The sequence below is a fragment of the Natronomonas sp. CBA1123 genome (assembly GCF_009741925.1).
In the GTDB taxonomy this organism is placed as follows: domain Archaea; phylum Halobacteriota; class Halobacteria; order Halobacteriales; family Haloarculaceae; genus Natronomonas.
The window spans coordinates 24,371-50,620 of sequence record NZ_WPCC01000024.1 but is presented as its reverse complement, the minus strand read 5'-3'; the positions used below and the strand labels follow the sequence as shown (position 1 = coordinate 50,620).

Annotated in this window: 31 protein-coding genes, 1 tRNA gene and 1 pseudogene; 18 read left to right on the top strand and 15 right to left on the bottom strand. The window is 65.6% G+C overall.

Going from position 1 to position 26,250, the window contains the following annotated elements; genetic code table 11:
* Positions 1 to 117 precede the first annotated feature (117 nt).
* A complete protein-coding gene (locus GJ631_RS11685) occupies positions 118 to 3,267 on the top strand; it encodes an adenosylcobalamin-dependent ribonucleoside-diphosphate reductase (protein ID WP_156709323.1) in 3,150 nt (1,049 codons plus the stop codon).
* A gap of 47 nt (positions 3,268 to 3,314) precedes the next feature.
* Positions 3,315 to 3,440: an HVO_2523 family zinc finger protein gene (locus GJ631_RS19260; protein ID WP_255453945.1), complete on the top strand. Its 126-nt coding sequence runs from the start codon at positions 3,315 to 3,317 to the stop codon at positions 3,438 to 3,440.
* Here GJ631_RS19260 and GJ631_RS11680 read toward each other — a convergent pair.
* Positions 3,437 to 4,090, bottom strand: a complete 654-nt coding sequence (locus GJ631_RS11680) for a TVP38/TMEM64 family protein (RefSeq protein WP_370518649.1) — start codon at positions 4,088 to 4,090, stop codon at positions 3,437 to 3,439. The two genes, GJ631_RS19260 and GJ631_RS11680, sit on opposite strands and share 4 nt — an antisense overlap.
* A gap of 84 nt (positions 4,091 to 4,174) precedes the next feature.
* Between GJ631_RS11680 and GJ631_RS11675 the strand changes: the two genes are divergently transcribed.
* Positions 4,175 to 4,537 (top strand): DUF5830 family protein, encoded by a 363-nt coding sequence (locus tag GJ631_RS11675; RefSeq protein ID WP_370518648.1) that lies wholly within the window; start codon positions 4,175 to 4,177, stop codon positions 4,535 to 4,537.
* 44 nt (positions 4,538 to 4,581) lie between these two features.
* Positions 4,582 to 4,986 carry a hypothetical protein gene (locus GJ631_RS11670; protein WP_156709322.1) on the top strand — a complete coding sequence of 135 codons (405 nt, stop codon included), beginning with the start codon at positions 4,582 to 4,584 and terminating at the stop codon, positions 4,984 to 4,986.
* A 33-nt stretch (positions 4,987 to 5,019) separates the two neighbouring features.
* On the opposite strand, the gene GJ631_RS11665 is transcribed toward GJ631_RS11670, so the two are convergent.
* A complete protein-coding gene (locus GJ631_RS11665; protein ID WP_156709321.1) occupies positions 5,020 to 5,991 on the bottom strand; it encodes a hypothetical protein in 972 nt (323 codons plus the stop codon).
* A 117-nt stretch (positions 5,992 to 6,108) separates the two neighbouring features.
* Here GJ631_RS11665 and GJ631_RS11660 point away from each other — a divergent pair.
* From GJ631_RS11660 to GJ631_RS11650, 3 genes are all read left to right on the top strand, one after another.
* A tRNA-Met gene (locus GJ631_RS11660) sits at positions 6,109 to 6,241 on the top strand.
* Positions 6,242 to 6,453: 212 nt separating this feature from the next.
* Complete coding sequence (locus tag GJ631_RS11655) at positions 6,454 to 6,885, top strand: DoxX-like family protein (protein WP_231753965.1); 432 nt, start codon at positions 6,454 to 6,456, stop codon at positions 6,883 to 6,885.
* A gap of 88 nt (positions 6,886 to 6,973) precedes the next feature.
* On the top strand, positions 6,974 to 7,744 hold the full coding sequence (locus GJ631_RS11650; RefSeq protein ID WP_156709320.1) for a hypothetical protein: 771 nt from the start codon (positions 6,974 to 6,976) through the stop codon (positions 7,742 to 7,744).
* A gap of 14 nt (positions 7,745 to 7,758) precedes the next feature.
* On the opposite strand, the gene GJ631_RS11645 is transcribed toward GJ631_RS11650, so the two are convergent.
* Entirely contained in the window at positions 7,759 to 7,974 is a 216-nt protein-coding gene (locus GJ631_RS11645) for a hypothetical protein (RefSeq protein ID WP_156709319.1), read from the bottom strand.
* A gap of 85 nt (positions 7,975 to 8,059) precedes the next feature.
* On the opposite strand from GJ631_RS11645, the gene GJ631_RS11640 reads away from it, so the two are divergent.
* On the top strand, positions 8,060 to 8,470 hold the full coding sequence (locus tag GJ631_RS11640) for a thioesterase family protein (RefSeq protein WP_156709318.1): 411 nt from the start codon (positions 8,060 to 8,062) through the stop codon (positions 8,468 to 8,470).
* Between the two features lie 6 nt (positions 8,471 to 8,476).
* Here the strand turns inward: GJ631_RS11640 and GJ631_RS11635 are convergent, their stop codons facing one another.
* On the bottom strand, positions 8,477 to 9,076 hold the full coding sequence (locus GJ631_RS11635) for a hypothetical protein (protein WP_156709317.1): 600 nt from the start codon (positions 9,074 to 9,076) through the stop codon (positions 8,477 to 8,479).
* 96 nt (positions 9,077 to 9,172) lie between these two features.
* Between GJ631_RS11635 and GJ631_RS11630 the strand changes: the two genes are divergently transcribed.
* Positions 9,173 to 9,577 carry a hypothetical protein gene (locus GJ631_RS11630; protein ID WP_156709316.1) on the top strand — a complete coding sequence of 135 codons (405 nt, stop codon included), beginning with the start codon at positions 9,173 to 9,175 and terminating at the stop codon, positions 9,575 to 9,577.
* Here GJ631_RS11630 and GJ631_RS11625 read toward each other — a convergent pair.
* On the bottom strand, positions 9,569 to 9,781 hold the full coding sequence (locus GJ631_RS11625; protein ID WP_156709315.1) for a hypothetical protein: 213 nt from the start codon (positions 9,779 to 9,781) through the stop codon (positions 9,569 to 9,571). The two genes, GJ631_RS11630 and GJ631_RS11625, sit on opposite strands and share 9 nt — an antisense overlap.
* Positions 9,782 to 9,852: 71 nt before the next feature.
* On the opposite strand from GJ631_RS11625, the gene GJ631_RS11620 reads away from it, so the two are divergent.
* Together GJ631_RS11620 and GJ631_RS11615 are read left to right on the top strand one after the other, a co-directional pair.
* Positions 9,853 to 10,278, top strand: coding sequence for a hypothetical protein (locus GJ631_RS11620; protein ID WP_197425006.1), 426 nt, complete (start codon positions 9,853 to 9,855; stop codon positions 10,276 to 10,278).
* A gap of 147 nt (positions 10,279 to 10,425) precedes the next feature.
* Positions 10,426 to 10,659 carry a hypothetical protein gene (locus GJ631_RS11615; protein WP_156709314.1) on the top strand — a complete coding sequence of 78 codons (234 nt, stop codon included), beginning with the start codon at positions 10,426 to 10,428 and terminating at the stop codon, positions 10,657 to 10,659.
* 15 nt (positions 10,660 to 10,674) lie between these two features.
* On the opposite strand, the gene GJ631_RS11610 is transcribed toward GJ631_RS11615, so the two are convergent.
* A complete protein-coding gene (locus tag GJ631_RS11610) occupies positions 10,675 to 11,592 on the bottom strand; it encodes a DMT family transporter (RefSeq protein ID WP_370518647.1) in 918 nt (305 codons plus the stop codon).
* A 78-nt stretch (positions 11,593 to 11,670) separates the two neighbouring features.
* Here GJ631_RS11610 and GJ631_RS11605 point away from each other — a divergent pair, with 78 nt between their 5' ends.
* On the top strand, positions 11,671 to 12,087 hold the full coding sequence (locus tag GJ631_RS11605) for a type IV pilin (RefSeq protein ID WP_156709313.1): 417 nt from the start codon (positions 11,671 to 11,673) through the stop codon (positions 12,085 to 12,087).
* Here GJ631_RS11605 and GJ631_RS11600 read toward each other — a convergent pair.
* From GJ631_RS11600 to GJ631_RS11580, 5 genes and pseudogenes are all read right to left on the bottom strand, one after another.
* Positions 12,074 to 12,274 carry a hypothetical protein gene (locus GJ631_RS11600; protein WP_156709312.1) on the bottom strand — a complete coding sequence of 67 codons (201 nt, stop codon included), beginning with the start codon at positions 12,272 to 12,274 and terminating at the stop codon, positions 12,074 to 12,076. The two genes, GJ631_RS11605 and GJ631_RS11600, sit on opposite strands and share 14 nt — an antisense overlap.
* A 7-nt stretch (positions 12,275 to 12,281) precedes the next feature.
* The gene (locus GJ631_RS11595; protein ID WP_156709311.1) at positions 12,282 to 12,773 is read right to left on the bottom strand and encodes an HPP family protein; all 492 of its coding nucleotides are present in this window, start codon (positions 12,771 to 12,773) and stop codon (positions 12,282 to 12,284) included.
* 48 nt (positions 12,774 to 12,821) lie between these two features.
* Positions 12,822 to 13,847: a metal ABC transporter permease gene (locus GJ631_RS11590; RefSeq protein WP_156709310.1), complete on the bottom strand. Its 1,026-nt coding sequence runs from the start codon at positions 13,845 to 13,847 to the stop codon at positions 12,822 to 12,824.
* Positions 13,844 to 14,590, bottom strand: coding sequence for a metal ABC transporter ATP-binding protein (locus GJ631_RS11585; RefSeq protein WP_156709309.1), 747 nt, complete (start codon positions 14,588 to 14,590; stop codon positions 13,844 to 13,846). Before GJ631_RS11585 ends, GJ631_RS11590 begins: the two co-directional genes overlap by 4 nt.
* Positions 14,587 to 15,652: pseudogene (locus tag GJ631_RS11580) on the bottom strand (metal ABC transporter substrate-binding protein). The gene GJ631_RS11585 and the pseudogene GJ631_RS11580 overlap by 4 nt, the downstream one beginning before the upstream one ends.
* A 121-nt stretch (positions 15,653 to 15,773) precedes the next feature.
* On the opposite strand from GJ631_RS11580, the gene GJ631_RS11575 reads away from it, so the two are divergent.
* On the top strand, positions 15,774 to 16,439 hold the full coding sequence (locus GJ631_RS11575; protein ID WP_156709308.1) for a ribonuclease HI: 666 nt from the start codon (positions 15,774 to 15,776) through the stop codon (positions 16,437 to 16,439).
* A gap of 378 nt (positions 16,440 to 16,817) precedes the next feature.
* Here the strand turns inward: GJ631_RS11575 and hemA are convergent, their stop codons facing one another.
* Genes hemA through GJ631_RS11560 form a run of 3 tightly spaced genes read right to left on the bottom strand, consistent with a single transcriptional unit; the run spans position 16,818 to position 19,882 of the window.
* Positions 16,818 to 18,170: a glutamyl-tRNA reductase gene (hemA, locus tag GJ631_RS11570; protein WP_370518646.1), complete on the bottom strand. Its 1,353-nt coding sequence runs from the start codon at positions 18,168 to 18,170 to the stop codon at positions 16,818 to 16,820.
* Positions 18,167 to 18,814: a bifunctional precorrin-2 dehydrogenase/sirohydrochlorin ferrochelatase gene (locus GJ631_RS11565; RefSeq protein ID WP_156709307.1), complete on the bottom strand. Its 648-nt coding sequence runs from the start codon at positions 18,812 to 18,814 to the stop codon at positions 18,167 to 18,169. The genes hemA and GJ631_RS11565 overlap by 4 nt, the downstream gene beginning before the upstream one ends.
* 9 nt (positions 18,815 to 18,823) lie before the next feature.
* Positions 18,824 to 19,882 (bottom strand): Lrp/AsnC family transcriptional regulator, encoded by a 1,059-nt coding sequence (locus tag GJ631_RS11560; protein ID WP_156709306.1) that lies wholly within the window; start codon positions 19,880 to 19,882, stop codon positions 18,824 to 18,826.
* 126 nt (positions 19,883 to 20,008) lie between these two features.
* Here GJ631_RS11560 and GJ631_RS11555 point away from each other — a divergent pair, with 126 nt between their 5' ends.
* The 5 genes from GJ631_RS11555 (at position 20,009) to cofG (ending at position 24,781) form a co-directional block, all read left to right on the top strand.
* Positions 20,009 to 21,022, top strand: coding sequence for a complex I NDUFA9 subunit family protein (locus GJ631_RS11555; protein WP_156709305.1), 1,014 nt, complete (start codon positions 20,009 to 20,011; stop codon positions 21,020 to 21,022).
* A gap of 92 nt (positions 21,023 to 21,114) precedes the next feature.
* On the top strand, positions 21,115 to 22,284 hold the full coding sequence (locus tag GJ631_RS11550) for a tubulin/FtsZ family protein (protein WP_156709304.1): 1,170 nt from the start codon (positions 21,115 to 21,117) through the stop codon (positions 22,282 to 22,284).
* A complete protein-coding gene (locus GJ631_RS11545; RefSeq protein ID WP_156709303.1) occupies positions 22,274 to 23,032 on the top strand; it encodes a hypothetical protein in 759 nt (252 codons plus the stop codon). The genes GJ631_RS11550 and GJ631_RS11545 overlap by 11 nt, the downstream gene beginning before the upstream one ends.
* Positions 23,033 to 23,638 carry a 2-phospho-L-lactate guanylyltransferase gene (cofC, locus tag GJ631_RS11540; RefSeq protein ID WP_156709302.1) on the top strand — a complete coding sequence of 202 codons (606 nt, stop codon included), beginning with the start codon at positions 23,033 to 23,035 and terminating at the stop codon, positions 23,636 to 23,638.
* Positions 23,639 to 23,698: 60 nt separating this feature from the next.
* On the top strand, positions 23,699 to 24,781 hold the full coding sequence (cofG, locus tag GJ631_RS11535; protein ID WP_370518645.1) for a 7,8-didemethyl-8-hydroxy-5-deazariboflavin synthase subunit CofG: 1,083 nt from the start codon (positions 23,699 to 23,701) through the stop codon (positions 24,779 to 24,781).
* Here the strand turns inward: cofG and cofH are convergent.
* Positions 24,778 to 26,133, bottom strand: a complete 1,356-nt coding sequence (cofH, locus tag GJ631_RS11530; protein WP_156709301.1) for a 7,8-didemethyl-8-hydroxy-5-deazariboflavin synthase subunit CofH — start codon at positions 26,131 to 26,133, stop codon at positions 24,778 to 24,780. The two genes, cofG and cofH, sit on opposite strands and share 4 nt — an antisense overlap.
* Between the last annotated feature and the right edge of the window lie 117 nt (positions 26,134 to 26,250).

Genomic DNA, 26,250 nt, shown 5'->3' with positions numbered 1-26,250 from the left:
CGCCGGGTCATATGGCATTCAGCACGAACACGCTACCATGACGATTTGCACCACCCATCTCGCTGCTGACGGAACTGTAAGGGGAACCGACCTACTTTCACCACGGGGGGCCGAGTGATGTCCGGGGCGGGACCTCTCTCCGCGGACGAACTGACGCTTCCGGTGAAGCGAACCGAAGGCGACACGCTCGAGGAGCGCCTCACCGGCAACGCCTATCACAACATCCTGCCGGCGCGCTATCTCCGGAAGGACGCCAACGGCGACCCCGTCGAACAGCAGGAGGACCTCTTCGAGCGGGTCGGCAAGAACATCGCCCTCGCCGAGGCCGTCTTCGAGGCCGAGAAACGCGATGTCGAGGTGACGGTCACGCCGGAGCAACTCAAACCCGACCACCCGCGCCGCGACGAACTCGCCGAGGAAGTGTTCGGCAAGGGCGTTTCGGTCGGTGACGAAGCCGAGACGGAGCTCTCCATCTACAACGTCAACAAGTTCGCCTACGAGACGCTGGTCCCCGAACTCCCCGAAGACATCCGGAGCCACGTCGAGGAGAAAGCCGCGGAGTTCCAAGAGGCCATGGAGATGCTCTCCTTCATGCCGAACTCCCCGACCCTGATGAACGCCGGCGACGAACTCCAGCAGCTCTCGGCGTGTTTCGTCGACTCCCCGGAGGACGACATCGACGATATCCACCAGACCGCAAAGGAGGCCGCACAGGTGTTCCAGAGCGGCGGTGGCATGGGGTATGCCTTCTGGCGGCTTCGACCCTACGGCGACGCCGTCGGCTCCACTGGCGGCATCGCCAGCGGCCCGATTACGTTCATGCGAACGTACGACCAGATGTGTGAGACCATCGCGCAGGGTGGTGCCCGCCGAGGCGCCCAGATGGGCGTCATGCGCGTCTCACACCCCGACGTAATTCAGTTCCTCCACGCGAAGAACAAGGACGTCTCCCTCGCCGAGACGCTCCGGCTCAACGACCCCGACGACTTCACGCACAACTCCTTCGCCGAAGCGCTCGAAGAGGCCCGCGAACTCATCGACGACGAGGGTCGTGTCCCCAAACACCTCCGCAACGCCGTCGAAGGCCACCTCTCGAACTTCAACATCTCCGTCGGCATCACCGACGAGTTCATGGACTGTGTGAAAAACGGCGAGGAGTTCACGTTCACGAACCCCCGAACCGGCGAACCCCACGTCGCCACCCCCGAGACGAAGGAACTGTACGACATGTTCGGTCTGGGCGAACACGTCGAGGTCGGCGAGGTGCTGTCGGTCCCCGCCGAGAAACTGTGGAACCACATCGTCGAGGGTGCCCACGAGAACGGTGAACCGGGCGTCATCTACCTCGAACGGGTGAACAAACAGCACTCCTTCGACGTGGAGAAACACCCCGACCACCGCATCCTCGCGACGAACCCCTGTGGCGAACAGCCGCTCGAGGAGTACGAGGCCTGTAACCTCGGTCACATCAACCTCTCGACGCTAGCGGACCTCGAGACGCCCGACTGGCGCGTCTGGCACGCCGAACACGCCGACGAGTACGACTCGACGGAGGCCGCCGTCGAGGCGTTCCTCGAGGAGGCCATCGACTTCGAGGAGTTCGACCGGCGCATCGAACTCGGGACGCGGTTCCTCGAGAACGTCGTCACGATGTCGGACTTCCCGGTGCCGAAAATCGAGGAGAAAGTCCGCGAGATGCGGAAAATCGGCCTCGGCATCATGGGGCTGGCGCAGTTGTACATCCAACTCGGCATCCGCTACGGGAGCGAGGAGGGCAACGAGGTCGCCCGCCAGTTGATGACTCACATCAACCACGGCTCGAAGTGGGCCTCCCACGAACTGGCCGAACAGCGCGGTGCCTTCGACGAGTGGGACAACTCCAAGTACGCCAACCCCACCGAGTACCGCGAGTGGTTCGAGAAACAGACCGGGCTCGACGCCGACGAGTGGGAAGACGGCTTCGCCATCCGCAACCACAACACGACGACCATCGCGCCGACCGGCACGACGTCGATGATTGGCAACACGACCGGCGGCTGTGAGCCGATTTACAACGTCGCCTTCTACAAGAACGTCTCCGACGACGTCCAGGGCGACGAGATGCTCGTGGAGTTCGACGACTACTTCCTCCGCGTGCTGGAGGAGAACGACATCGACGTCGACGCCGTCAAGCAGGAGGCCCAAGAGCAGATGGCGAACAACGCCTTCGACGGCGTCGACGGGCTCTCGACGGTTCCCGACGCGGTCGGCGAACTGTTCGTGACGACCGGCGCCCTCTCGGCGAAGGAACACGCCGGCGTGCAGGTCGCCTGTCAGAAGGGCGTCGACTCGGCCATCTCGAAGACGGTCAACGCGCCCAACGACTCCACGGTCGAGGACGCGAAGGAAGTGTTCGAGTACATCTACGAACACGGCGGGAAGGGCGTCACCTACTACCGCGACGGCACCCGCTCGAAGCAGGTGTTGACGACCCGTGCGAAGAACGCCGAGTTCTCCGACTTGAACGAAGACGAGGCCGCGGCGGCCATCGTCGAGAACATCGAGGAACTGTTCGGCGGCATCGAGGGCTTCCTCGACAACGAAGAGGTCCGTACGGCACTCGAGTCCGACGTGGAGTCGCTAATCGACATCGAGTCGGGCGAGTTCGGCGAGAAACAGCCGCGTCCCGACGTGCTCCACGGCGTCACCCAGCGCATCGACACCGGTTACGGCAAACTGTACGTCAACATCAACGAGGACCCCGCTCGCGAGCGGCCGTTCGAACTGTTCGCCAACATCGGCAACTCCGGTGGCTTCACCGCCTCCTTCACCGAGGCGCTGGCGAAGACCATCTCGACGGCGCTGCGCTCGGGCGTCGACCCCGAAGAAATCGCCGACGAACTGCAGGGCATTCGGTCGCCGAAGGTCGCCTGGGACAAAGGCGAGCAGATTAACTCCATCCCCGACGCCATCGGGACGGCGATGCGCCGGTATCTCGACGGCGACGTGGACAAGGCCTATCCCGACCAGGCCACGCTCGACCAGACGGCCCAGCAGGCCGAAGAGCAGGCCGAGCGAGAACCGCGCGAAGCGCCGGAAACCGACGGCGGTGCGGCGAGTGCCGCCCCCGAGATGGAGTCGAAGGCCTCGCCGAACGACGACGCCTCCGACACGCAGTCGCTCATCGACGCCGGAGAATCCCCCGAGTGTCCCGAGTGCAGCAGTATGACGCTGTACTACTCCGAGGGCTGCAAGACGTGTGAGTCCTGTGGCTGGTCGGAGTGCTGACGTAGACGCTACGGAGCCTTTTTGAGGATATCGCTCCCCGTCCTCGTATGGACGGGGAGCGAAGCGGTCGACGGTGTCCGATGTGTGAGACGCCGATGTACAAGCGTCACTGCAAGTACGTCTGCCCGCAACACGGCGTCGTCGTCGACTGCTCGGACCCCTTCACGTTCTAGAACGCCGTTCCGTCCGAGAGGCGCCTGTAGGCCGGCCCGGAAAGCGCGAGCAGTGCCGCAAGCGCGACGGCGGTGACGACGACGAGCGGGTCGGCGGCGCTTCCGGCGGCGGTTAACTCGCCGGCGGAAGCGCCGAGCAAGACGGCGGCGACGACCCACGGCGCCTCGCCGATGGCCGTTCCCAGAATGTAGGGGCGCAGCGGCACCTCGGCCAGTCCCGCGCCGTAGGAGACGGGGTCGGTCGGCAGCGGCGCGAGTCGAACCGCGATGACGCCGCGGAGGTCGCCGGCGGTCTTCCGGACGGCGCCGCCGGCGTCGCCGACGCGGGCCAGCAGGCCGGCGTCGTGGCCGAGATACCCCGCCAGTCCGTAGGCGGGTAGCGTCGTCACGACCGCACCGGCGAGGGCGACCGGAATCGCCGTCGGCCCGTAGAGGTAGCCGAGGAGTATCGACAGCGCGCTGATGGGCCACGCCAACAGCGGTCGAACGAGATACAGCACGAGGAGCGCGACGCCGAGAACCACGGGTCGTGAGGCGAGCGCCTCGGCGTGGACGAACAGCCGTTCCGGGGGAACCGTCAGCGCGGCGGTGGCGGCGACGACACAGACGACGGCGATGCCAGCCACCTGACGGGCGGTCGCGCGCTTCACGTCGGCGGGAAGCCACCGGGTGGACAAACCTCTTGTGGTCGGATTACCCGGTCGTTTTTATTCCGACGCCGCTGAGGGGTCTCCGTGAGCCGCGACGACGACCCCGTCGAACTCGGGGTGCAGTTGCTCGCCCGCCTCGAACACGAGGAGTTGTCGCTGGCCGAACTCATCGACCGCATCGAGACGATTACCACCCATCCCGAGACGACGCGGGCCATCCTCGAGGAGGCCGAAACGCGGGGCCACATCACCCGCGACGGCGACACGGTGAAACCCACCGCCGGCCGGTTCCTCAGTTTCGAGAGCGAAGTCGTCTCTCGGGAGGGCGACTTCGACTGCCAGCGCTGTGGGGCGTCCATCTCGACAGGCTACTTCATGAAGTTACAGGCCGGCGAACACGGCCCGTTCGGGTCGTCGTGCATCCGGAAAGTGACCGGCCGGGAGTGACGCCGACCCCAATTGATTCGACGCTGGGACTGCTATCCCCTGTTATGTCCGCCCTCCCCTTCCAGCGCAACTCGTGGCTCGGTGCGACCGTCGACGTACTGCTCGCGAGCGCTACCCTCGGTGTGCTGTGGTATCCGGCGATTTCGGTCGGCAACGAGGTACTCGGGTCACCACTCACGGCCTCGAGTGTGACGCTGTTCGCCGGAACGCTCGCCATCGGAAGCGCCTACCCGTTCGTGGCGGGGCCGTGGTCGCTGGGGCGGCTCGGCGAGTTCTGCTTCGTCTTCGTCATCGCAGTTTTCGCTCTCGGTGTCGTCGGTGCGGCAGTCGTCGTCGTCTCGGGCTTGGAGCTTTCGGGCAGCAACCCCCTCCCGAGTGCGGTGCTGTTGGCGGCCGCTTACCTCGTCGCTCTCGTGGCCGATATCTGGGGACCGCAGTTGCTCGAGTAACCGAACGTCTCGGAGACCGGTTGAACCGACCGCTCACCGCCCACGTCGGAGTTCGTCGACGAGCTGTTCGATGGTTTCCCCCTGAGCTTCGAGCAGTTCCGTCTGGTACTCGACGGTCTCCCTGAGCGCCTCGACCTCGTCTGCGAGTTCCTCGGTATCGACTTCGGTTGTCTCCGGCTGGGTGTCGTCGGGCGAGTCGTCCTCGTTGCCCGATTCTGCGGTATCCATCCCTCGACTGCCGGTCACGTCCTGGTCGGCCGGTGGCGACCAGTCGGCGGAGACGAAGCCACCTTCCGACGCGTCGTCGGCTCCCTCGTCTTCGTTCGGGTCGGTCGCTTCGTCGCGGTCGGTCTCGTCGTCGGCTCCGTCCTCGAGGGCGGCCCGAAGCCCGCCGAGCGAGGAGACGCCGTGGAACTCGAAGACGGCGCTCTGTACGTCCTCGCGGACGCGGCCGGCGTGTTCGTTCGGCACCTTGACCCGCTGTTTTCGGCCATCGGCCTCGACGACGACTTGCGTGGCGACGCTTCCTTCCTCGAAGTCGAGGTCGGCGAGGTTCTCGTAGCGGAACGCCTCGAACTCCTCGTCCCAGACCGCGCTGCCGACGTGTTTCAGCAGTTGTCTGTCGGTGACGACGAGGGTGAGTTCGCTGAATCGGAACGTCGCGTCGACGGTTTCCGCTTCGGCGACGACGCCGGTCGCTCTGAGAACGCCTTCGAGGACGGCCTCGATGACGCCGTCGGCGACGCTTCCCGGGACGGTGAAGCTTCGCTCGCCGTCGATGCCGTCGAGTCGAATCGTCGATTTGCGCCGGCCGGCGTCGACGGCGAAGCGTTCGACGTCGTGGTCGTAGCCCTCGAGTGATTCGTCGGACAGCAGTCCCTCGGAACGATACACGTGCGTCGCCTCGGGGGTGACGACGACGGCGTCTCCACCGCCGACGTCGACGGTTTCGATGACCGCCGCATCGCCGACGGCCTCGGTTACCAGTGCCGGAAGCTCGTCCATGCGTGTGGTGTCCCCGCACGGTAGCTTAAAACCGCTGGCTGACTACGCCACTGACCCGCACAACCACCCGACGGAGATAGGAAGGTTGAAGGGCGAAAGCGGGCAACGAGGAAGTGAGCCCGGGTGGCTTAGCTGGACATAGCGCCGCACTCATAGGGTTACGAGGCGGTACCCGCGATGTCCTGAGACGGTGCCTACGTCTCGTTCCTGGGACATGCGGAGATCGAGGGTTCGGAGCCCTCCCCGGGCACTTTCCAAGGAGTCACGACCGATAGGGAGTGGCGACGCCGTGAAATGCCCCGGGGCTCCGAAGTAGACGAGGCGCGCACAGCGAAGCGAGCACGTCTCGGCGTAGTTCGAGCCCTCCCCGGGCACTCCTATCTCGAGAGCTCACGTCGAACAGCCGCCGCTTTGCGCACCGAGACGGTAGCGTTAACTCGACAACCCGATTACATACGCGGAATGAGCGACGGACGCGATTTGTTAGGTGCGCTTCGGCGACTGAAACGGCCGCTTCTGTACGTGATGGGCCCTGCCTACATCGTCGCGGGGATACTGCACTTCGTCGTTCCGGAGTTGTACGTCCAAATCGTGCCGCCCTTCCTCCCGTTTCGGCTCGAACTCGTCTATCTCTCCGGCGTCGCCGAAATCCTCGTCGGCGTCGGTGTGTTGGTTCCACGAACGCGCCGCATCGCGGCGTGGGGGACCGTCGCGCTACTCGTGGCAATCTTCCCCGCGAACATCTATATGGCGACCCACGGCGTGGTCATCGAGGGTGCACCCGGCGGCGGCGACCCCTCCCAACTCGTCCGATGGGGTCGACTCCCGTTGCAGGCCGTCCTCATCGCGTGGGCGTGGTGGTACACGCAGTCGCCGCCAGAGGAAGCGTTATAGGACTCGTCACGGGCTGCCGAAGTCCATACCGAACCGGATTCGGTGACCGGCGATTTTTTTTAGGTAAGCAATAGTGAATAGTTAGTGTATGAAACGCACTGCCCTCCTCGTCGTGCTGTGTCTATCGGTCTCCATCTCGGGGTGTTCGATAATTCCTGGGGAACGGTCGGACACGGAGTCGGCGCAAGTCGCTCCGGGCGTCACCGAGTCCGGAATCGAGGACAGCGACGCAATGATACGGGCTCACGGTGACTACCTCGAAAACCACTCGTTCACCGTCCGTCGGACCGAAACGGTTACCACCGAAAACGGGACGGTCATCGAAGAGCGACGGACCCGAACCGCGGTGGCAGAGGGATTCAGTGCGTACCGCTTCGAACTGAACCACTCGCGTGGAAACGAATCCCTACTCGATGTCACATACTACTTCGACGGGGAGCGCGGATGGCAAGCCAGTTGGACCGACAACGGGCGGGAGGTAGAGTCGTTCTCCGCGGAGAATCGGCTCAGTGAGTTCGTGACTCGGTCGACACAGACCGATAGGCTCCGTCCGATTCTGGAGTCCTTCACCACGACTGTCAGCGGCAGTACCGAACTGAACGGGAAGACGCTCTACTACGTTCGGTCGACGGATTTCCACAACCGATACGGGTTCCTTGGCCCGAGACAACCCGTGGCGGAACTCCAGTACGCCGAATTCAGTGCCTCCGTCGATTCTGAGAGGTTCGTCCACGAGTATCGTCTCCTCCAGCGTGGACCCGGAAACGCGACGGGTGAGACGCTGACCGTCGAACGACGGGTTCGATACACCGACGTCGGCGAGACGACCGTCGAACGGCCGGAATGGGCCGAGGAATGATATCGATGTGTGGGTTAGATGAGCGCCCGCATCACCAACAGTAGGAACATGACGCCGAGGATGGTGAGGGCGGCGGTGGCGACTATCCAGAGGTTGCTGCCCGCGGCGGCGGCCGCAAACGGCGCCGGGAGAACCGTGGGCGCGACGAAGGCGACGGCCGCCAGTAGCGTCGCCACGACGCAGGCGACGATGAGGAGGCCGTACAGCGAATCCCGCAGAAGCCGGGCCATAGACGTGTTGGTCGGTCGAACACAATGAGCGTACCGGCGCCGGCGGAAGCGAAACGCCCTTCGGCGACACGGACGGGGCGTGCGTATGGACCAGGAGTTCCCGTTTCACGTCGAGTTGCCCGTCAGATACAGAGACCTCGACACGCTCGAACACGTCAACAACGCCGTCTACGGGACGTACCTCGAACAGGCGCGCATCGAGTACTTCGAGGCGGTTCTCGGCGTCGCCTTCGACGAGTTGGGGATGGTGTTGGCGTCCATCGAGATGGATTTTCGGCGGGCAATCGTCCTCGACGACGAGTCGGTTCGCATCGACTGTGGCGTCACCGACATCGGGGAGTCCAGTTTCCGGATGGGCTATCGGGTGTACGCCAGCGGAGCCGACGACCCCGCGGCGACCGGCGAGACGACGCTTGTGGTCGTCGACGAGGCGGGGACGAAACCGGTTCCCGAGTCCTGGCGAGAAGCGTTCCGCGAGTTCGAACCCGAACTCTGAGGTGTCTCAGCGACGCTTGACTTCCCAACCCGAATCGGTGTGGCGGGCAATCGCCTGAAACGTCGAGGTAATGGTCGAGACGGTCTGTTTGTCCTGGGTGTCGGGGTCGAGATGGAAGTGTGCGCGGGCGTCAGCACCGGAGATGCGTGTCGTGATGAGGTGGAGAAACCGGTAGATGCTGTGGGTCTCGCCGTACTGCAACAGCGTCGTCAGCGAGTCGAAACAGACGGCCATCTCCCGGTCAGCTTCGTGCCAGCGTTCGAGGTACTTACTGACGACCATCCCGATTCCCGTGAGGTCGCCGGGACTGGAGAGGTACTCGACGGTCACGGGGTCGGGGAGGTCGTCTTCGGTCTCTCCCGGTTGGGTGAAGGCGTCGCTCGTCGTGACGACGACGAGTTCCTCGGGGAGGTCGCCGACGCGTTCGACCCAGCCATCGACCCACTGTTTGGGTGACAGCATGAAACTCACGACGAGTACCGCCTCCTCATCGCCGGCCGTCAGGAGGCGCTTACAGCCCGTATCGACGGATTCGTCGACGCTCGGCCCGAGAACGAGCACGTTCGACACGTCGCCGATGTCGTCGAGTGCTCCCGCTGATGACATGCTGGCCCTCGGTCGCCATCGAATAAAAACGATTGGGCCGACACGGATGCGGGTCGTCAACCAACCGTTTTAGTCGGTCGCTATCGAGTGGCACCCATGGCACTGACGGGCGATTCGGAGTTGGCGGAGTTCGACGCCGTGGCCGCACTCCAACGGGCGCGAGACGTCTGTGGCGACGGCGTCCAGTCGTTTATGGAGTTCTCACAGAACGAGTACAACATCCTCTACGTCCACGACGACATCGTCGAGATGTATCGCGACGAAGAGCACCTCCGGGAGCACTACGCACGCGTGTTGGACCACCTGCACATGGACTTCATGGAGCGTGACACCTACGAGAACACGCTGTTGCCGAACGCCGGCCACGTCACCTCGCTGGTGACACACACCGAGGAGTTGACCCTGCTCAGACTGCTTGGCGAGACGACCGGGCTGTACATCGCCTTGGACCCCGACTGCTCTGCGGAGGCTGTCTCCGAGGCCATCGGGCCGCTACGCTGAGCGCCACTCCTCGGCTTGACGCTCGGCCGCCTCCCGTTCCTCGAAGGTCTCGTGGCGGTACGTCTCCCCGTCGGGGGCCTGCTCCAGTCGGTCGAGGGTCACCGCCCACCGGTCGTCGGCGGTGTGCCGAAGGCGGACGAAGGCGTTGCGGTCGCTTCGACTCCAGACGGCGCCGTCGTCTCGCTCCTCGTGCGTCCAGTCCATGCGACCGAATCGACCGCCGGCGGAGAAAAGTCCGCCGACACGCTCATTGGCGCCCGGGTCCGTTCTCCGCCGTGGCGACTGACGACCCGACATCGATACGTACGCTCGCGGTGACGACCGACGACGTGGTGGCCGCACTCGAGGCCAACGAGCGCCGCGACGCCGGAGCGGTTCTCCGGGTGACGCCGCCGTTCAGCGGTCGGATGCGCGCCCGACTGCACCTCGCGGGCGCCGAACGGGAGTACGACGACCCGGCGCCGCTTCACTTGCCGCCGGAGATGTTCGTCGACTCCGTACCCGCGTTCCCGACGGCCGACCGAACCGAAGACGCCCTCCGCTCACACCCCGAGCGAACGTACGCCCCCGAGATACACCGCGAGTACCACGAACGGGCGGTGGCGGCGTGGCGACGCGCCGTCCGCGATCGCCTCCGCGAGGCGACGACCATCCGAACACCGGAGGGCCCCCACGAGGTCGACCTCGCGATGCTCGGATAGCGGACCGGACGGTCCGTGACCGCTTCAGCAGCGCGGATAAAATCTCTCGCCCGCGCTGGCGTGTCCGTGAAAGGTCACGGAGGCTGTGAAACGTGTGAAATGTTCGCGTGGTTATTAGTGGGTTTCGCGTGTGTTGTCGGATAGACGATGAGTCCCTCCACGTTCCCCGACGACTCCCTGATTGGGGTGGTCAAGTCGGCACGGTCGTACCTCGGTGGGCCACTGGAGGCCCTCGCCTTCTGGAGTGCGGTGTTCCTGCCGTTCTGTCTGCTCGGGCTCTTCGCCAGCGGATTCGACGGCCCGACGGATTATTTCGTGTTCACTGCCTTGGTCGTCGCCAACGTCGCCGCGGTCGTCATCGGCCACGACTACCGACAGTAACGGGTCGTTGCCCGGTCACAGATGTCGGTTCAGTTCGGCACGGATTTCCCGCCGTTTGATGAGCAGAAAGCCGACGAGGATGACGAGGAAGCCGAGGACCGTCGGCCCGTCGATGACCTCCTGGAGGAAGAGGAAGCCGGCGACGGCGGCGAAGACGGGGGCGACGTAGGAGACGAGGTTGATTTCGATGGGGCCGAGGCGTTCGAGCAAGTCGAAGTAGATGAGAAAGCCCGCCGCACTGGCGACGACGGCGAGATACACCAGCGCGACTGTCGCACGTAGCGGTGGGAGTCCCGAAACGGATTCGCCGAGGCCGACGCTGAGGGCGTGCATCAACGCGGCACCGCCGACCATCGACCACGCCTCCATCGTCTCGATGGGAAGGTCGGTGTCGAGTCGGCGCGTGAGGACGCTCCCGAGGGCGAAACACAGCGTGGCACCGAAGACGAGCGCCTCAAACCGCGACCCGACGAGGTTCGCCGGGTCGGGCCGGGCGAGAATCGCGACGCCGACGAGACCGAGGACCATCCCCACCAACCCGACGACGGTGAGTCGTTCCTGAGGGAGGAGGGCGCGGGCGAAGGCCGTCGTGAGGACGGGCGACAGCGAGACGATGACGGCCGCCGCGGCGCTCGTCGTCCCGCGTTCGCCGATGAACAACAGCGCGTGATACCCGGCGATGAGAAACACCGCCCCGACGGCGACGAGGAGCCACTCCGAGCGGCCGCGCGGCCGCCAGCGGTCGACGGCCCACGCGGCGTACCCGAGCATCAGAATGCCGGCGATGTCGTAGCGAACGGCGGCGAACAGCACCGGCGCGTCGAAAAAGTACGCCGGGTTCCCGGGTTCGCCCAGCCCCGCTTTGATGGCCATGAACGCCGACCCCCACGCGGCGGCGAGCGCACAGAACAACAGGAGGTTTCGATAGCGCACGACGGAACGGCGTCGGCCGTCGGCCTCAAGTTTTCGGGATGGAGTAAGAGGTAAGTTCGTCGCCCGACGGGAAGTGATATGGAGAGGGAGGTGGGCGGTGGGACCCCGAAAATACGACTCGTTGCCGCTGGCGCCATGGTCGTCCTCATCGTGGTGGTCGGTGCCTACGCTGGTTCGATGCTCGTCGGCGATTTGACCGACCCGATGCCGAACGCGTCGTTCACCCACGAGTACGACGACGGCACCGTGACGGTGACACACGCCGGCGGCGATTCGTTCACGACCGCGGAGACCGCACGACTCGAGGTGTCGTCGCCAGAGGCCGAAGTGACGACGACGTGGGCCGCTGCCGACGAGGCGTTCCCCGTCGAGGAGGGAGACACCGTCCGCTTGACGGGCGTCGAACCGGGCGTGACGGTCCGCATCATCTGGACCGGTACCGGCGAGGAGCCGTCGTTTCGGGTGCTCGAAGCCTTCGAAATCAGCGACGAGTGAGGGTCACGAGCAGGACGGCCCCCAGCAGCAATCCCAGCGCACCGACGACCGGCGACCCGGCTTCGACGCCGACGGCGAGTAGCCCGAACACCGCGAGGACGGCGATGGCCACACCGAGCAGTTCCAATCCACGGGTGATACGGCGTTGCCAGTCGGTCGGCTCTCGGCTCCCGCCGGTCGAATCCATCGCTTTCTCAGGCGTCCCGTTCGTCCCGGAGCGCCCGAAGCAAGTCCTCCCGGGTGACGACACCGAGGAGGGCGTTGGCCTCGTCGACGACCGGGAGCCGGTTGATGTCGCGGTCCTCGTCTGCGAGGAGGGCGAGCAGTTCGTCGAGGTCGGCCTTCGGGCCGACGGTTACGACCTCGGTCGTCATAACCTCGCTAATCGGGCGACCGGCGTTCCGAAGCATGTCGACGCCGACGTCGAAGTCGTCCCACGAGATGTCGATAGCGTAGGTGAGCGATTCGAGAAACGGCGGGAAGCCGACGGGAATCCACAGCGTCCGGTCGGAGGGCTGGAACAAATCGACCAAATCGCCCTGCGTGACGATGCCGACGACGATGCCGTCCTCGGTGACGGGGAAGCCGTTGAAATCGGCGCGAGCGAGTCGCGTCAACACCTCGCTCACGTCGTCCTCCGGGGAGACCGTCTCCACGTCACGCGTCATGATGTCGCGGGCCTGCATGTGCCGACGTACAGCCCCCCCGTCCGATGTGTGTTCCGGTCGTCGGAGTCAGTCGGTCGTCGGTTCGGCCTTCGAGTCGGCGCCGCTGGCGTCGATGCGTGCGGTCTCCGCCGCCGACTCCTCTCCGAGCGCGGTTCGAAGGCGTCCGAGAACGATACAGGCGACGTAGATGGCGACGGCGACGAGGACGATGACGCCGCCTGCGGTCGCCTCGCCGTAGTACGACAGCCCGATACCGACGACGACGGCCAACTCCGCGAGGACGACCGACGAGAGCAGCGACCCGGTGAAACTCCGGGAGACCTGTGCGGCCCCCGCGACGGGGACGACCAGCATCGCCGCGACGAGGATGACGCCCATTATCTGCATCGCGCCGACGACGACGAGCGCCGTGAGGACGACCATCGTCCGGTTGTACCAGTTGACGGGAATGCCCGCCACTTCGGCTGCGGTTTCGTCGAAGGTGACGTACAGCAGTTGATTTCGGGTGAGTGCGATGGTGCCGACGATGACGGCGAACAACACGAGCAGTATCGCCGCGTTCTCACGGGAGACGGTCGCGAGGTTGCCGAAGAGGTACTGGTCGATGCCGACCGACAGGCCGCCGGCGTTGAGGCTGATGAGCGTCGTCCCCAGCGCGAACCCCGTCGAGAGGACGATGGCCATCGACACGTCGTTGTAGGCGTCGGTCACCTCCGAGATGAGTTCGATACTCAACGCCGCTATCATCGCGACGATGATGGCAGTGAGGTACGGGGAGACGCCGAAATCCAACACGGCGTTCAGGAACAGACCGACGGCGACGCCGGCGAAGGCGGTGTGGGCCAGGGCGTCACCGATGAGCGCCAGTTGACGGTGGACGAGGAACGTCCCGATGAGCGGCGCCATTACGCCGATACACAGTCCGACGAGTACCGCCCGGTGCATGTACTGGTACTGCAGGAGTCCCAGTCCGGTCCACCGGGCCACATCGAACATGAACTCCGACCACTGCGCCAACAGCCAGTAGACGGGCGCGAGGACGGCGTCGAGTGGGCTCGACTGTGCGACGATGAACGCGAGACTCTTCGTCATCCGCTCTCACCAACGGCGCTGACGGCCGTTCCGAACGTCTCCGCGAGGGCGTCGCTGTCGACGAACTCCTCGGTCGGGCCGTCGAAGCGGAGCCGGCGGTTCAGACAGACCACCCGTTCGGCGTGGTCGGTGACCGCACGCAGGTCGTGTTCGACCAACAGGACGGTGATGCCGTCGTCGTTGAGCGTTTCGAGCAGTGCGTAGAAGGCGTCGACGGATTCGGCGTCGACGCCGACGGTCGGTTCGTCGAGGACGAGCAGGTCGGCTTCACCGGCCAGCGCTCGTGCGATGAAGGCGCGCTGTCGCTGGCCGCCGGAGAGTTGGGTCACGGGGCGGTCGGCGAAGGCACTCATTCCGACGACGTCGAGCGCGCGGTCGACGACCTCCCAGTCCGACGCCGACAGCAGGCCGTAGCCGACGTGGGGGAACCGGCCCATCTTCACGACTTCTCGGACGGTGATGGGCATCTCCTTGGAGGCGCTGGCCTGCTGGGCGACGTAGCCCACTCGGGACCCCTCGTCGAAGCGATGGGCGGGTTCGCCGAACAGCCGGGCCGAACCGCTGTCTGGTTCGAGCAGGCCGAGGATGAGACGCATCAGCGTCGACTTCCCGGAGCCGTTCGGTCCGACGATTGCGGCGTACTCGCCCTGTTCGATGCGAAGGGAGATGTCCTCAACGACCGGCGTCGTGGTGTAGCCGAACGTCACGTCGTCGAGTTCAGCGACGGGTCCCTCGGTCGTCATTCGAAGTTCCTCCACTCCTCGGCCCAGCCGTCGGGGCCGGCGTCTTCGGGCGCTTTGTTTCCGAGGACGACTTCGAACGTCGGCATGTTGATGTTGTACGCGATTTCCTCGTAGCCCCAGTCGTTTTCGACCCACTCCTCGCGGACGCCGGCGTAGGGCGTCACCGGGAAGTACGCCGATACGTCCGTCTCGGCGATGAGCTGTTTGGCGGGTCGACGGGTCTCGAAGACGCCGGCGCCGACGTACTCGATGTCGTTTTCCTCGATAACGCGTTTGGCCTCCCTGATGTCGGTGGGTTTCACGTCGCCGCTGGCTGCGAGATTGACGACGAGCGGCCGCATCTCGACGCCGTAGCGCGTCCCGATGTACTGGAAGGCGTTGTGTGCGGCCAACTGGACCACGTCCCGGGTCGCGGCGTCGAATATCGCCTCGTAGTCGCCGTCGATGCGGTCGAGTACGTCGCTCTTGTAGGTCTCGGCGTTGTCGCGAAGCGTCGCCTCGTGGTCGGGAGCGAGTTCGACGAACCCCTCGGTGATGTTGTCGACGGACTGCTTGGCTCGCTGGGGGTCGAGCCAGAAGTGGGGGTCCTTGCCGCGGTTCTCGCCGACGCCTTCCTCGTCGCGGTCGAGACTCGCCGCGAGGTCGACCAACTCGACGCCCTCCCGGACGTTGATGAGCTGCGTGTCGATGCCGTCGTCTTTCAGCGTCTGAATCGTCCGGTCGGCCCACGGCTGGAACTCCTCTCCGACGTGGACGAACGCGTCCGCCTCGATGACCTCTCGGGTGATACTGGAGTTCGGCTGCCAGCCGTGGCCGTGGAGGCCGGTCGGAATCAGGTTGCGGACCTCTATCGGCGTCTCGCGGGCGATTTTCCGGCCGAAATCGTAGAAACTGAAGAACGACGCGACCGCGACCGGCCCGTCGTCGCTGGTGCCCCCCCGGTGCGCTCGCCTCGCCGAGGCAGCCGGCGAGGCCGGCGGCTAACAGTCCGCCGCCGCCGGCGACCGCCTGCCGACGGGTGAGGACCGGCCGGTCGCTGTCGCCGGTTTCGTGATACGTCATTACGAGGACTTAGTCACCAGTTCATATTTAGGACTTATGGTCTAATATAGAATTTAGACTAGTCTAAACATCGGTGCTGGGCGCCCGTGGATTTATGTACTGTGCGGGGCGAAACTCCTGTATGGCCGCGCACTGCCGGCCGGTATTGCGGAACCTGTTCGACGACTCACCGACCCCCCACATCGCGCATCCGCCGCGCACCCATCGCCGAGACTTCTACCTCGCTACCGACGGGTCCTACCGCGCGGACGGTGCTGGCGGGTTGGGTGTCGTCATCGAAACGCGCGACGGCGAGCGTGTCGCTCGCCTCTCGGTGCCCGACGCGGTACCGGACAACAACGTCGCCGAGTATCGGGCCCTCCATCTCGGTCTCGACGTGTTGGCGGCACGAGCGCCCCGAAACGCCCGCGTGGGTGTCCTCATCGACCACGACGACCTCGCGGCGAACGTCAACCGAGCGACGCTCGCCACGCGGGGCCCCGACGGCCGGCCACCGCATCCGTTCCGCGTTCCCACCGAAAGCGCCACCCACTGGCGGGGCATCCGCGCCCGTGTCGCCGGCTTCGGCGAACTCCGTGCCGCCCGCATCGACAGCGGCGACAACCCCGCTCATCCGCTCGCGAACACACCCGACCAGTACGCCCACGTCAACCGCGAACCCGACCGCTGTGTCCTCCCGCGCGACGAGCGCTGGCGAGCGCCCGACGACGACCGGTACCCGCCGCCGTCCCGTGCCGACCGCGACCGCTCCAACAACTTCGTCGGCGGCGGGTCGGCTAGCGATTAAGAACCCAGCTTTCTACACCCACTTTTTACACGAGAACGCGGGTCGCGCGCCGAACGGCGCGCGACACCGGTTCTCGGCAAAAACTTGGGGAAAAATAGCACGTACTCCTTCCGCTCGCTTCGCTCGCGTCAGTCCGTGCGCGCTACCGATGCCTCACGCCTTCGGCGTTCGGCATCGGGGAAACGCCTCGCTTCGCTCGGCGTACACTACCCAGTCCTGTGCGTCCAGCATCCGTGAGCGACCATAGGGAGCGAGCGGTTCGCCGACGCCGAGCGTAGCGAGGCGTCGGGTCGTTTTTCCCCAAGTTTTTGCGACTGAGTGGTGCCCGTAGCGAGCGAAGCGAGCGAGGACACCCGAGGGAGTAAAAAGTGGGTGTTTCTAGTCGTCGTCGACCGTCAACTGCTCTAGGACGGCGTCGGGCATCTGTCGCCGCATCTCGTCGGGAATCCCGTCGGGGGCCTCCGGAACCTCGGCGGGTTCGGGTTTCAGCCCGGGGCCGAACAACTGGAGGGCGGTGTTGATGGTCGTCCAGTCGTCGTTCTCGGCGGCGTCCCGGAGGCTCTGTGTCGGCGCGGAGAGAATCTGTCCGACGAGCGCGTCGGCCATCGATTCGAGGATTTCCTGCTGTTCGTCGGTGAGGCCGTCGTCTGATTCGGCTTCGAGTTTCGAGACGGCGGTTCGGAGTTCACGGGCCTTGATGCGTTCGGCGCCCTCGTACATCGCCCCGATGACCTGGTCGGCGCGCTTGCGCTTGTACTGGGCGATAAGGTGGTCGAACTCCTCGTCTATCATCGCCTCGACGGTTTCGGCGGCTTCGCGCCGCTGACTCCGGGTCTCGTCGGTGACCGACTGCAGCGAATCGAGGTCGTGGAGTTCGACCTCATCGACGGTTCGCGCCGCCGGCGTCACGTCACGCGGCTGGGCGATGTCGATGATGAGCGTCTCGCCGACCTCCTCGAGCGTATCGCTGTCGAGGACGTGGTTGTCGCTGCCCGTCGCCGTGACGACGATGTCGGCCTCTTCGACGGCAATCGGGAGGGCAGCGAGACCGACGGCGGCGGCATCGGTGTCGAGTTCCTCGACGATGTGTTCGGCGTGTGGGAGCGTCCTGTTGGCGACGACGACGCGGTCGACGGCGTCGTCGAGTGCGCGGGCCGCCAGCGTCGCCATCTTCCCGGCACCGACGACGAGCGCGGTCGCGTCGGCGATGTCCCGCTCGCTTTCGGCGAGTTCGACGGCGGCCGACCCCAGCGAGACGACGCCCTCGTTGATTGCGGTCTCGCTGCGGGCGCGCTCGCCGACGTGGAGCGCCTTGAGGACGGCATCGTCGAGCGTCGACCCGATGCCGCCGGCGCCCCGAGCGGCCTCATAGGCTTCACGCACCTGTCCGATAATCTGGTCTTCGCCGATGACGAGCGATTCGAGGCCACAGGCGACCCGCATCAGGTGTCGGAGACTCTCTTCGTGGCCCAACTCGCGGGTCGCATCCGGGTCGACGCCGACGAGGTACTCGTCGAGCGCCTCGCGGGCGGTTTCGGCCTCGTCGGCGACGACGTACGCCTCCGCGCGATTGCACGTCTGGAGGACGAACGCCTCCGAGACGCCGGGACGCTTCAGAAGCGCCTCGACGGCCTCGCGTTCGGAGGTCTCGCAGGCGGCTTCGATTTGCTCGACGCTCGCGTGGCTGTATGAGACGCTGACCCCAGCGATGATTCCGGTTCCGATGTTCACTCCTTGTCACCCAACGCCGATTCGACGACGGCGTCTACTGTTCGTCGTGGCTTAGCCCCGCCTGTACCTAAAACCTTCCAAACACGCGGCGATTGCACGACGGCTCGGACCGCGTCCCGACGAGCACTCGCGTCGATACCCCGTTGTTTCAGTTCCTCGCGCACCTCGCCGGTCAGTCTCGCCAACTCACCCGCGCCGTCGATGTCCGATTGGATGCGCGTTCGGAGTTCCTTCGACAGCGCGGGACTCGCTCCACTGGTCGAGATAGAGACGACCACGTCGCCGTCCCGAACCGTCGCTGGGACGACCACGCTGCCCACGTCGCGGTCCCCGGAGCGGTCGGCGCGGTTGAGGAGCACCGACCGCTCCCGTGCGGCCGCCTCGACGGCGTCGTTGACCGCCTCGTCGTCTGTCGCCGCCACCACGAGCGCCGGGTCGACTCGGTCGACCCACGCCGACACGTCCTCGGCGGTCGGCGCCGCTCGCACGTGTTCGGCCCCGCCGTAGTCGTCGGCCGGGAACTCGGGGCTGACGACGACGACGCGTGCCTCGCGGGCGAACCGTCTGGCCTTCCGGGCCCCGACCGGCCCGCCGCCGACGACGAGCACCGTTTCGTCCGTAAAGTCGTGATACAGCGGTATCATCGGGTTTGGCTACTCCGTGTTCGCGTCTGCGCGTTCGTCCAGTCGGATACCGGTCTTTTTCAGTATTTGTGTCGAGAACAGCGTGTCCCAGTCGTCGTCTGCGACGTCCCAGAAGGACTCCATCGTCTCTTTGACCTGCTGGATGCGCTGTTGGCTCTCTGCTTCGCTTCGGCCGTGTGTCATCGCGAAGAAGTTGTACGGCCAGACGCCCTCGTGACGGGGTCGGCGGTAGCAGTGCGTGACGAAATCCAACGAGGCGACTTCGGGGCCGACCTCCGAGACGAGGTCGTCGGGGACGTTCCAGACGGTCATCCCGTTTTCCGTGTAGCCGAGACTGTAGTGGTTCGGAATCACGCCGACGCGGCGGACTTTCCCTTCCTCGTTGAATCGCTTGATGGTGCTCGTGACCCACTCGGTGTCGACGCCGAGTTCCGCGGCCACGTCGGCGTACGGCGTCGCGGTGACAGGTAGGCCACCCTGAATCTCGACGACGAGGTCCCGCTCTTGAGGGGTGAGCGTGTCCCGCTCGACGGGGTCGATGGCTGGACCGAGGTCCGAGCAATCGAGGTCGCCGTCGGGAATCGGGCCGTCGAGGAGGAACTTCGCCTCGACGCGGAACTCCTCGCGCTTCGGGAGGTTGTACGTCTCCTGTCCGGTTTCGGATTCGATGTTGCCGAGGACGTCCTCGACGGCGTCGGGGTCGGCCACCGAGACGACGAACCACATGTTGAGATGGGGGTGTTCCCGTTCGTAGTTGTGGGCGACCTCTCTGTGGGCGTTGACCTGCTCGGCCACCTCCTCGAAGCGCTCCTCGGGGGCGTGCATCGCCACGAGCGTCGCCGCACCACCGATTTCCTGGGCGTTGATGAGCGCGCCGAAGCGCGTCAACACGCCGTCGTCGTCGAGCCGTTGGACCCGTTCGAGGAGTTCCGCTCCGGTCACGTCGATGCCGCGCGCTCGAAGCGCCTCGGCGGCCGGCTCGAAGGGCTCCTCGACGACGGGGAAGCCGCCCTGGAAGGCGTTGATGACGGCCCGGTCGATGCGGTCCAGTCCGGCGGTAGCGCTCATTATCGGTACTCGGGGTTTCGGCGCAATAACGGCGTCGGCTAGCGACGGTTTCGGGGGCGTTCGGGAACCTGCGGTGGTTGCCTCGCCACGACCCTTTATACGGTCTCCGCGAGTACGAAACAGTGTATGCGCATCCTTGTCGTCGGCGGTACGGGCTTCATCGGCGAGAACCTGTGTCGAGAGTTGCACCGGCGGGGACACGACGTGACGGCGCTGTCACGCTCCCCGAACGAGGCCGACCTGCCGAACGGCGTCGAAACCGCCATGGGCGACGTGGCGGCGTACGACTCCATCGAAGCCGCCTTCGAGGGGCAGGACGCCGTCATCAATCTCGTCGCGTTGTCGCCGCTGTTCCGCCCGAAGGGCGGCAACGACAAACACTTCGAAGTCCATCGGGACGGCACCGAAAACGTCGTCCGCGCGGCCGAGGAACACGGCGTCGGAAAACTGGTCCAGATGAGCGCCCTCGGCGCCGACCCCGACGGGAACACGGCCTACATCCAATCGAAGGGCCTCGCCGAGGCCATCGTCAAGGAGTCCGACCTCGATTGGGTCATCTTCCGACCCTCCGTCGTCTTCGGCGACGGCGGCGAGTTCGTCTCCTTTACGAAGAAACTCGCCCCGCCGTATCTCACCCCGCTTCCGGGCGGTGGGAAGACACGGTTTCAGCCCATCTGGGTCGGCGACGTCGTCCCGATGCTCGCCGATGCACTGGAGGGCGTCGAACCCACCGACGAAGCCGAGAGCGATGACGAAAGCGACGAAGACGGACCGACGCCGGCCATCCGTCGTGTCGACGACACCGAGGACGGGGATGCCGAAGGCCAAGAGCCACACGTCGGCGAGACCTACGACATCGGCGGTCCGGAGGTGTTGACGCTGGCGGAAGTCGCGAAGTTGGCCCACGCGGCCGACGACAAGCCCGTCGACGTGGTGCCGGTTCCGATGGCGCTGACGAAAATCGGGTTGCGACTCGCCGATTTCGTCCCCGGCGCCCCGATGGGGTCGGACCAGTACCGCTCGCTGCAGTTCGACAACACCACCGACGACAACGACATCGACGCATTCGGTCTCACCACCGAAGACCTGACGACGCTGGCCGACTATCTCGGCGTCGACCCCGAGACGTTGGACGACTGATACGTAGCGGGCGACCGAATCGTCATCTCAGCGTCTGACTCTGGCCGAAAGCTTATCCTTCCCGTGGGACGCTATCCGGGACAAGTGACGTTATGAAACTCGCAATGATCGGCTTCGGGCAGGCCGGCGGGAAAGTTCTCGACCGGTTCCTCGAATACGACTCTACCCGTGGGACGGGTATCATCGGCCACGCCGTCGCCGTCAACACGGCGAAGGCGGACTTGATGGGCCTGGACTACGTACCGAACGAGAACCGGGTACTCATCGGCCAATCGGTCGTGAAAGGCCACGGCGCCGGCACCGAACCGGAGCTGGGCGAGCGGTGTGCTCGCGAGGACATGGAGGAGATTCAGACGGCCATCGACACCATGACGAGCAGCGAAATCGACGCGTTCCTCATCATGGCCGGTCTCGGCGGCGGCACCGGCAGCGGCGGTGCGCCCATCCTGGCCGAACACCTCCAGCGACTGTACGTCGAACCCGTCTACGGGCTCGGTATTCTCCCCGCCCGCGACGAGGGGGGCATCTACAATCGCAACGCCGCCCGGTCGTTCCAAGAGTTCGCCGAGAGCGTCGACAATCTGCTCACCTTCGACAACGACGCGTTCAAAACCGGCGGCGAGAGTCTCGGCGAGGGCTACGCCGAAATCAATCAGGAAATCGTCGCTCGCTTCGGCGCGCTGTTCTCCGCGGGCGAGGTCGAGGCGATGGGCGACGACGTGGCCGAAAGCGTCGTCGACGCCTCCGAAATCATCAACACGCTCGGCGACCACGGCATCACGTCCATCGGCTACGCCAGCGAGGAGGTCGAATCGGAGAACAAGGGACTGCTCGACAGGTTCCGCGGCAACAACGACGGCGACGGCCTCGAAAGCTCCGGCGACGCGACGAACCGCATCACCTCTCTCGTCCGCCGAGCGACGCTCGGGAAACTCACCCTGCAGTGTGAAGTCGACAGCACCGAGCGGGCGCTGTTGCTCGTCTCCGGGCCGCCGAAGGCGCTCAATCGGAAGGGCATAGACAAAGCGCGGAAGTGGCTCGAGGAGACCACCGGCTGTATGGAGGTGCGGGCCGGCGACTACCCGCTCCCCAACGAGAGCCGGGTGGCGGCAATCGTCGTCCTCTCGGGGGTGACCGACGTTCCGCGCGTCAAGGAGATGCAGCGGATGGCCATCGAGGCCGAGGAGAACGTCGAACAGCTCCGAGCGAAGAGCAAGGAGGACCTAGACGACCTCATAGAGTACGGCGACGATGAGGAGTAGCCAGTTCATCGCGGGCCTGTTCGCCTGCCTGCTCGTCGGTGCGCTTTTCGTCGCACCGGCGGCGGCCGTCGACAGCAGCAGCGACGACATGCCCGAGGAGGCCGAAGTCGGAACCACCGTCGAGGCGACCGTCGAACTCACGCAGTTGTTCGACGAGTTCGAACAGTGGACGCTGCGCGGTGAGACGAACATGACGAACGTGACGTGGACGGTCCGGCAGTTCGACCAGGCGGGCAATCAGGTCGACCAGACGTCCGCCGACGGCCAGTCCGTCGAGACGCAGGTCGACATCGAGGACGGAACGAACCGAATCGAGGTCGAAATTCGTGGGACTGCGCCCGAAATCGAGAACCTGAGCTACGACCCGCCACAGCAGTTCCGGTTCGCCGAGTTCACGCAGGTCCGCGAGGGCGGCACGACCAACGCCATCGACAGCTACGAGGTCCACCACTACACGACCGACAGCAAGGAGGCCCGCGAGGCCATCGACAGCGCCCGCGAGGCCACCGGAAGTTCGGGCTCCGGCGACGCCCAAGAATCTCTCGACAGCGCTATCGACGCCTACGAGGCCGGGAACTTCGACAACGCGATTCGAAACGCCGAGCGCGCCGAGAACGAGGCCTCCCAGAGCGCGACGCTCCGGACCGGTCTCATCGTCGGTGCGGTCGTCGTCGTCGCATTGCTTCTGGTCGGCGGGGGCTACTACCTGTATAAGTCCCGCCAGCAGGGTCCGAGCAGACTGCGGTAGATGAACGTCTACGTCCCGTTCGCGGCGCGGGAGCCGAAGACGCGACTCGCCGACGCCTTCGAACCGGACGAACGGGCCGCCTTCGCCCGCGCGTTGCTTCTCGACGTGTGCGATGCGATTTCTCGAACCGGCCGAGAGCCGACCGTTCTAGCGACCGACTCGGTCGACTGCCCGTACCCGGTCGTCGTCGACGACCGGCCGCTCACCGACGCGGTGAACGCGCGTCTCGACCCGCCGGTCGCCGTCGTGATGGCCGACCTCGGGTTGGCGAACGCCGTGGCGCTGGAACGGCTCTTCGAGGCCGACGGCGACGTCGTCATCGCCCCGGGACTCGGCGGCGGGACGAACGCCCTCGTCGTCCGACACCCCGACTTCGAAGTCGACTACCACGGCGCCTCGGTTCGGGACCACCGTCGTATCGCCCGCCGAATCGGCACGGAGGCGACGATGGTCGACTCCTTCCGGCTGGCCGTCGACATCGACGAACCACGCGACCTCGTCGAACTGCTCCTCCACGGCGAGGGACGGGCCCGCGAGTGGCTCGAAGACGCCGGGTTCGCCGTCCAGCGCCGCGACGGGCGGGTGGGTATCGGCCGGGGCGCCTGAGGCCGACGCCGTCCCGCCGCAGGCGAGCCTTTTAATGTGCTCTCCCTCCGACCGAGGAGTGTGTTCGGCGCAGGCGACTACGGCATCGAGGTAACCGTCGAGGAGGCGGCCGTCGAGCGACTGCTCGATACCACGCCCGCCGACGTTTCGGCCGCCCCGGAGTTGACCTTCGCGCGCAACGTGTTCGTCCCGCTGACGACCGCCTGCCGCTATACCTGTACCTACTGCACCTACTACGACCCGCCGGGACAGGCGTCGCTGCTCTCGCCCGAGGAAATCCGCGACATCTGCGAGCGCGGTGCCGACGCGGGGTGTACGGAGGCGCTGTTCACCTTCGGCGACGACCCCGACGACCGGTATACGGCGATTCACGACCAACTCGAGGAGTGGGGCCACGACTCGATTCACGCCTACCTCCGGGAGGCCTGCGAAATCGCCCTCGACGAGGGACTCCTCCCCCACGCCAACCCCGGCGACCAGACTCGCGAGCAGATGGAACTGGTCGCCGACGTGAACGCCTCGATGGGCGTGATGTTGGAGACCACCGCCGAGGTGCAGGCTCACGGCGGCCCACGGGCGAAAGAGCCGGGACAGCGACTCGCCACCCTCGCTACCGCGGGGGAACTCGGCGTCCCGTTCACCACCGGCATCCTCGTCGGTATCGGCGAGTCCTGGCAGGACCGCGCCGAGAGCATCCTCGCGATTCGGGACCTCCAGGAGCGCTACGGCCACATCCAGGAGGTCATCGTTCAACCCGTCGTGAACAACGAACGCTGGCAGAGCGGGTCCCCGGACGTCGAAACGATGCGCCGGGTGACGGCGATGGCTCGCGTCGGCCTCCCGGAGGAGGTGAGCGTCCAGTCGCCGCCGAACCTCGCACCCGTCCGCGAGCTGCTCGACTGCGGCATCGACGATTTGGGCGGGGTCTCGCCGGTCACCGACGACCACATCAACCCCGAGTACGCCTGGCCGCAGCTGCGGGAACTGGAGTCGATTGCCGAGGAGGCGGGCGTTCCGCTGAACGAGCGCCTGCCCGTCTACGAGCGGTACGTCGAGGAGGGATGGCTCTCCGAGCGCATCGAGTCGGCCATCGAGGCCGAAAGCGACGCCGGGGAACGTTACCGAGCGTTGCTGGCGGATTAACGCGGCACCAGCGGCGTGCCGTCGGCTTTCGGTCCCAACTCCGGCCCGTGTGGGCCGTCGTCGGGGTCGATACGGCGGCGTTTCTCGTAGTCCGTCGAGCGCTCGACGGGAACGCGTCCGATGGCCGAAATCATGTCGACGTACTCCTGGAACGAGCGGAACTCCCCGTACTCGCCGCCGGCCCGTTTCGTGATTTCCTCGGAGAGGATGGTGCCCATAAAATCGTCGGCGCCACAGGAGAGCATCTTCAGCCCCTGTGTGTCGCCGTACTTCACCCACGACGATTGGATGTGCTCGACGTTGTCGAGATACAGTCTGGAGACCGCTATCATCAGTTCGTCCTCGTGGACTGTCGCCCCCGAATCCACCATCCCGCGTTCGGCCAGTGGGGTGTCGCGGTGGACGAAGGACAGCGGGACGAACTCGGTGATGTTCCCGGTTCGGTCCTGTAGCTCCCGGATTCGGTCGAGGTGCAGCGCGCGGTGGGCCTCGTTGTCGACGTGGCCGTACATGATGGTCGCGGTGGTGTCCAACCCGACTTCGGCGGCGGCTTCCATCGCGTCGAGCCACTCGCCGGTGTCGATTTTCGCCGGGCAGATGACGTCCCGAACTTCGTCGACGAGGATTTCGGCGGCGGTCCCCGGCACGGAGTCGAGGCCGGCATCTTTCAGGCGGCGGAACACCTCCTCGTAGGACCAGTCGGTGCCGCGGCGGGCGTGGTAGGCCTCTTCGGGCGTCATCGAGTGGACGTGGACGCCGTCGACGGCCATCGCCCGAATCTGTTCGACGTACGTTCGGGGGTCGACCTCGTACTCTTCGGGTGGGCGGTAGTTGAGGTCGCCGCGGTCGCTCGATTCGAGCAGCTCGCGGTGTTCGTCGTCGAGCGCGAAGGCGGGATGAAGGCCGGATACCGAGGTCACCTCGTAGATGCCGCGCTCGACGGCGCCACGGACGATTTCGCGGGACTCGTCGGGCGTTTTTGTGAAGCCGCCGTGGTCGTCTTGGTACGTCGTGCGGAACTGCTCGGAGCGGTCCTTGAAGTTACAGAACAGACACCCCGTGTTGCAGGCGGTCGTGACGTTGTTGTTGAGGTTGGCGACGAACGTGACTTCCTCGCCGACGACCTCGGCGCGACGGCGGTCGGCGGCCTCCAGCACTCGCTCTTTGCGTTCGAGGTCGATGCCGTCCCGCTCGCTTCCAGTGGTTAGCAACTCGATGGCGTCGTCGACGTTGAGTCGGTCGCCGCTCCGTGCCTTCGCGAGGGCGTTCTCGAAGGATTGCTCCGTTTCGGGGCGGTGTTCGAACTCGAAGGAACCCCGCGGGACGTTCGCCGACGCCTCGAACGCGTCCATACCCCACCTCTCCACTCGAACGTCAAAACCCCACCGGGTAGCGGCAGTCCGGTCAGTTGTCGGCGAGCCGTCGTCGGAGAGACCGCCCAACTGATATGCGCCGGCGCCGACGGGCCG

Bases quoted from the DNA above. Each gene is read 5' to 3' on its own strand.
- GJ631_RS11685 (WP_156709323.1), top strand. From the start codon at position 118: ATGTCCGGGGCGGGACCTCTCTCCGCGGACGAACTGACGCTTCCGGTG.
- GJ631_RS19260 (WP_255453945.1), top strand. From the start codon at position 3,315: ATGGACGGGGAGCGAAGCGGTCGACGGTGTCCGATGTGTGAGACGCCG.
- GJ631_RS11670 (WP_156709322.1), top strand. From the start codon at position 4,582: ATGTCCGCCCTCCCCTTCCAGCGCAACTCGTGGCTCGGTGCGACCGTC.
- GJ631_RS11665 (WP_156709321.1), bottom strand. From the start codon at position 5,991: ATGGACGAGCTTCCGGCACTGGTAACCGAGGCCGTCGGCGATGCGGCG.
- GJ631_RS11655 (WP_231753965.1), top strand. From the start codon at position 6,454: ATGAGCGACGGACGCGATTTGTTAGGTGCGCTTCGGCGACTGAAACGG.
- GJ631_RS11650 (WP_156709320.1), top strand. From the start codon at position 6,974: ATGAAACGCACTGCCCTCCTCGTCGTGCTGTGTCTATCGGTCTCCATC.
- GJ631_RS11645 (WP_156709319.1), bottom strand. From the start codon at position 7,974: ATGGCCCGGCTTCTGCGGGATTCGCTGTACGGCCTCCTCATCGTCGCC.
- GJ631_RS11640 (WP_156709318.1), top strand. From the start codon at position 8,060: ATGGACCAGGAGTTCCCGTTTCACGTCGAGTTGCCCGTCAGATACAGA.
- GJ631_RS11635 (WP_156709317.1), bottom strand. From the start codon at position 9,076: ATGTCATCAGCGGGAGCACTCGACGACATCGGCGACGTGTCGAACGTG.
- GJ631_RS11630 (WP_156709316.1), top strand. From the start codon at position 9,173: ATGGCACTGACGGGCGATTCGGAGTTGGCGGAGTTCGACGCCGTGGCC.
- GJ631_RS11625 (WP_156709315.1), bottom strand. From the start codon at position 9,781: ATGGACTGGACGCACGAGGAGCGAGACGACGGCGCCGTCTGGAGTCGA.
- GJ631_RS11615 (WP_156709314.1), top strand. From the start codon at position 10,426: ATGAGTCCCTCCACGTTCCCCGACGACTCCCTGATTGGGGTGGTCAAG.
- GJ631_RS11605 (WP_156709313.1), top strand. From the start codon at position 11,671: ATGGAGAGGGAGGTGGGCGGTGGGACCCCGAAAATACGACTCGTTGCC.
- GJ631_RS11600 (WP_156709312.1), bottom strand. From the start codon at position 12,274: ATGGATTCGACCGGCGGGAGCCGAGAGCCGACCGACTGGCAACGCCGT.
- GJ631_RS11595 (WP_156709311.1), bottom strand. From the start codon at position 12,773: ATGCAGGCCCGCGACATCATGACGCGTGACGTGGAGACGGTCTCCCCG.
- GJ631_RS11590 (WP_156709310.1), bottom strand. From the start codon at position 13,847: ATGACGAAGAGTCTCGCGTTCATCGTCGCACAGTCGAGCCCACTCGAC.
- GJ631_RS11585 (WP_156709309.1), bottom strand. From the start codon at position 14,590: ATGACGACCGAGGGACCCGTCGCTGAACTCGACGACGTGACGTTCGGC.
- GJ631_RS11575 (WP_156709308.1), top strand. From the start codon at position 15,774: ATGGCCGCGCACTGCCGGCCGGTATTGCGGAACCTGTTCGACGACTCA.
- GJ631_RS11565 (WP_156709307.1), bottom strand. From the start codon at position 18,814: ATGATACCGCTGTATCACGACTTTACGGACGAAACGGTGCTCGTCGTC.
- GJ631_RS11560 (WP_156709306.1), bottom strand. From the start codon at position 19,882: ATGAGCGCTACCGCCGGACTGGACCGCATCGACCGGGCCGTCATCAAC.
- GJ631_RS11555 (WP_156709305.1), top strand. From the start codon at position 20,009: ATGCGCATCCTTGTCGTCGGCGGTACGGGCTTCATCGGCGAGAACCTG.
- GJ631_RS11550 (WP_156709304.1), top strand. From the start codon at position 21,115: ATGAAACTCGCAATGATCGGCTTCGGGCAGGCCGGCGGGAAAGTTCTC.
- GJ631_RS11545 (WP_156709303.1), top strand. From the start codon at position 22,274: ATGAGGAGTAGCCAGTTCATCGCGGGCCTGTTCGCCTGCCTGCTCGTC.
- cofC (WP_156709302.1), top strand. From the start codon at position 23,033: ATGAACGTCTACGTCCCGTTCGCGGCGCGGGAGCCGAAGACGCGACTC.
- cofH (WP_156709301.1), bottom strand. From the start codon at position 26,133: ATGGACGCGTTCGAGGCGTCGGCGAACGTCCCGCGGGGTTCCTTCGAG.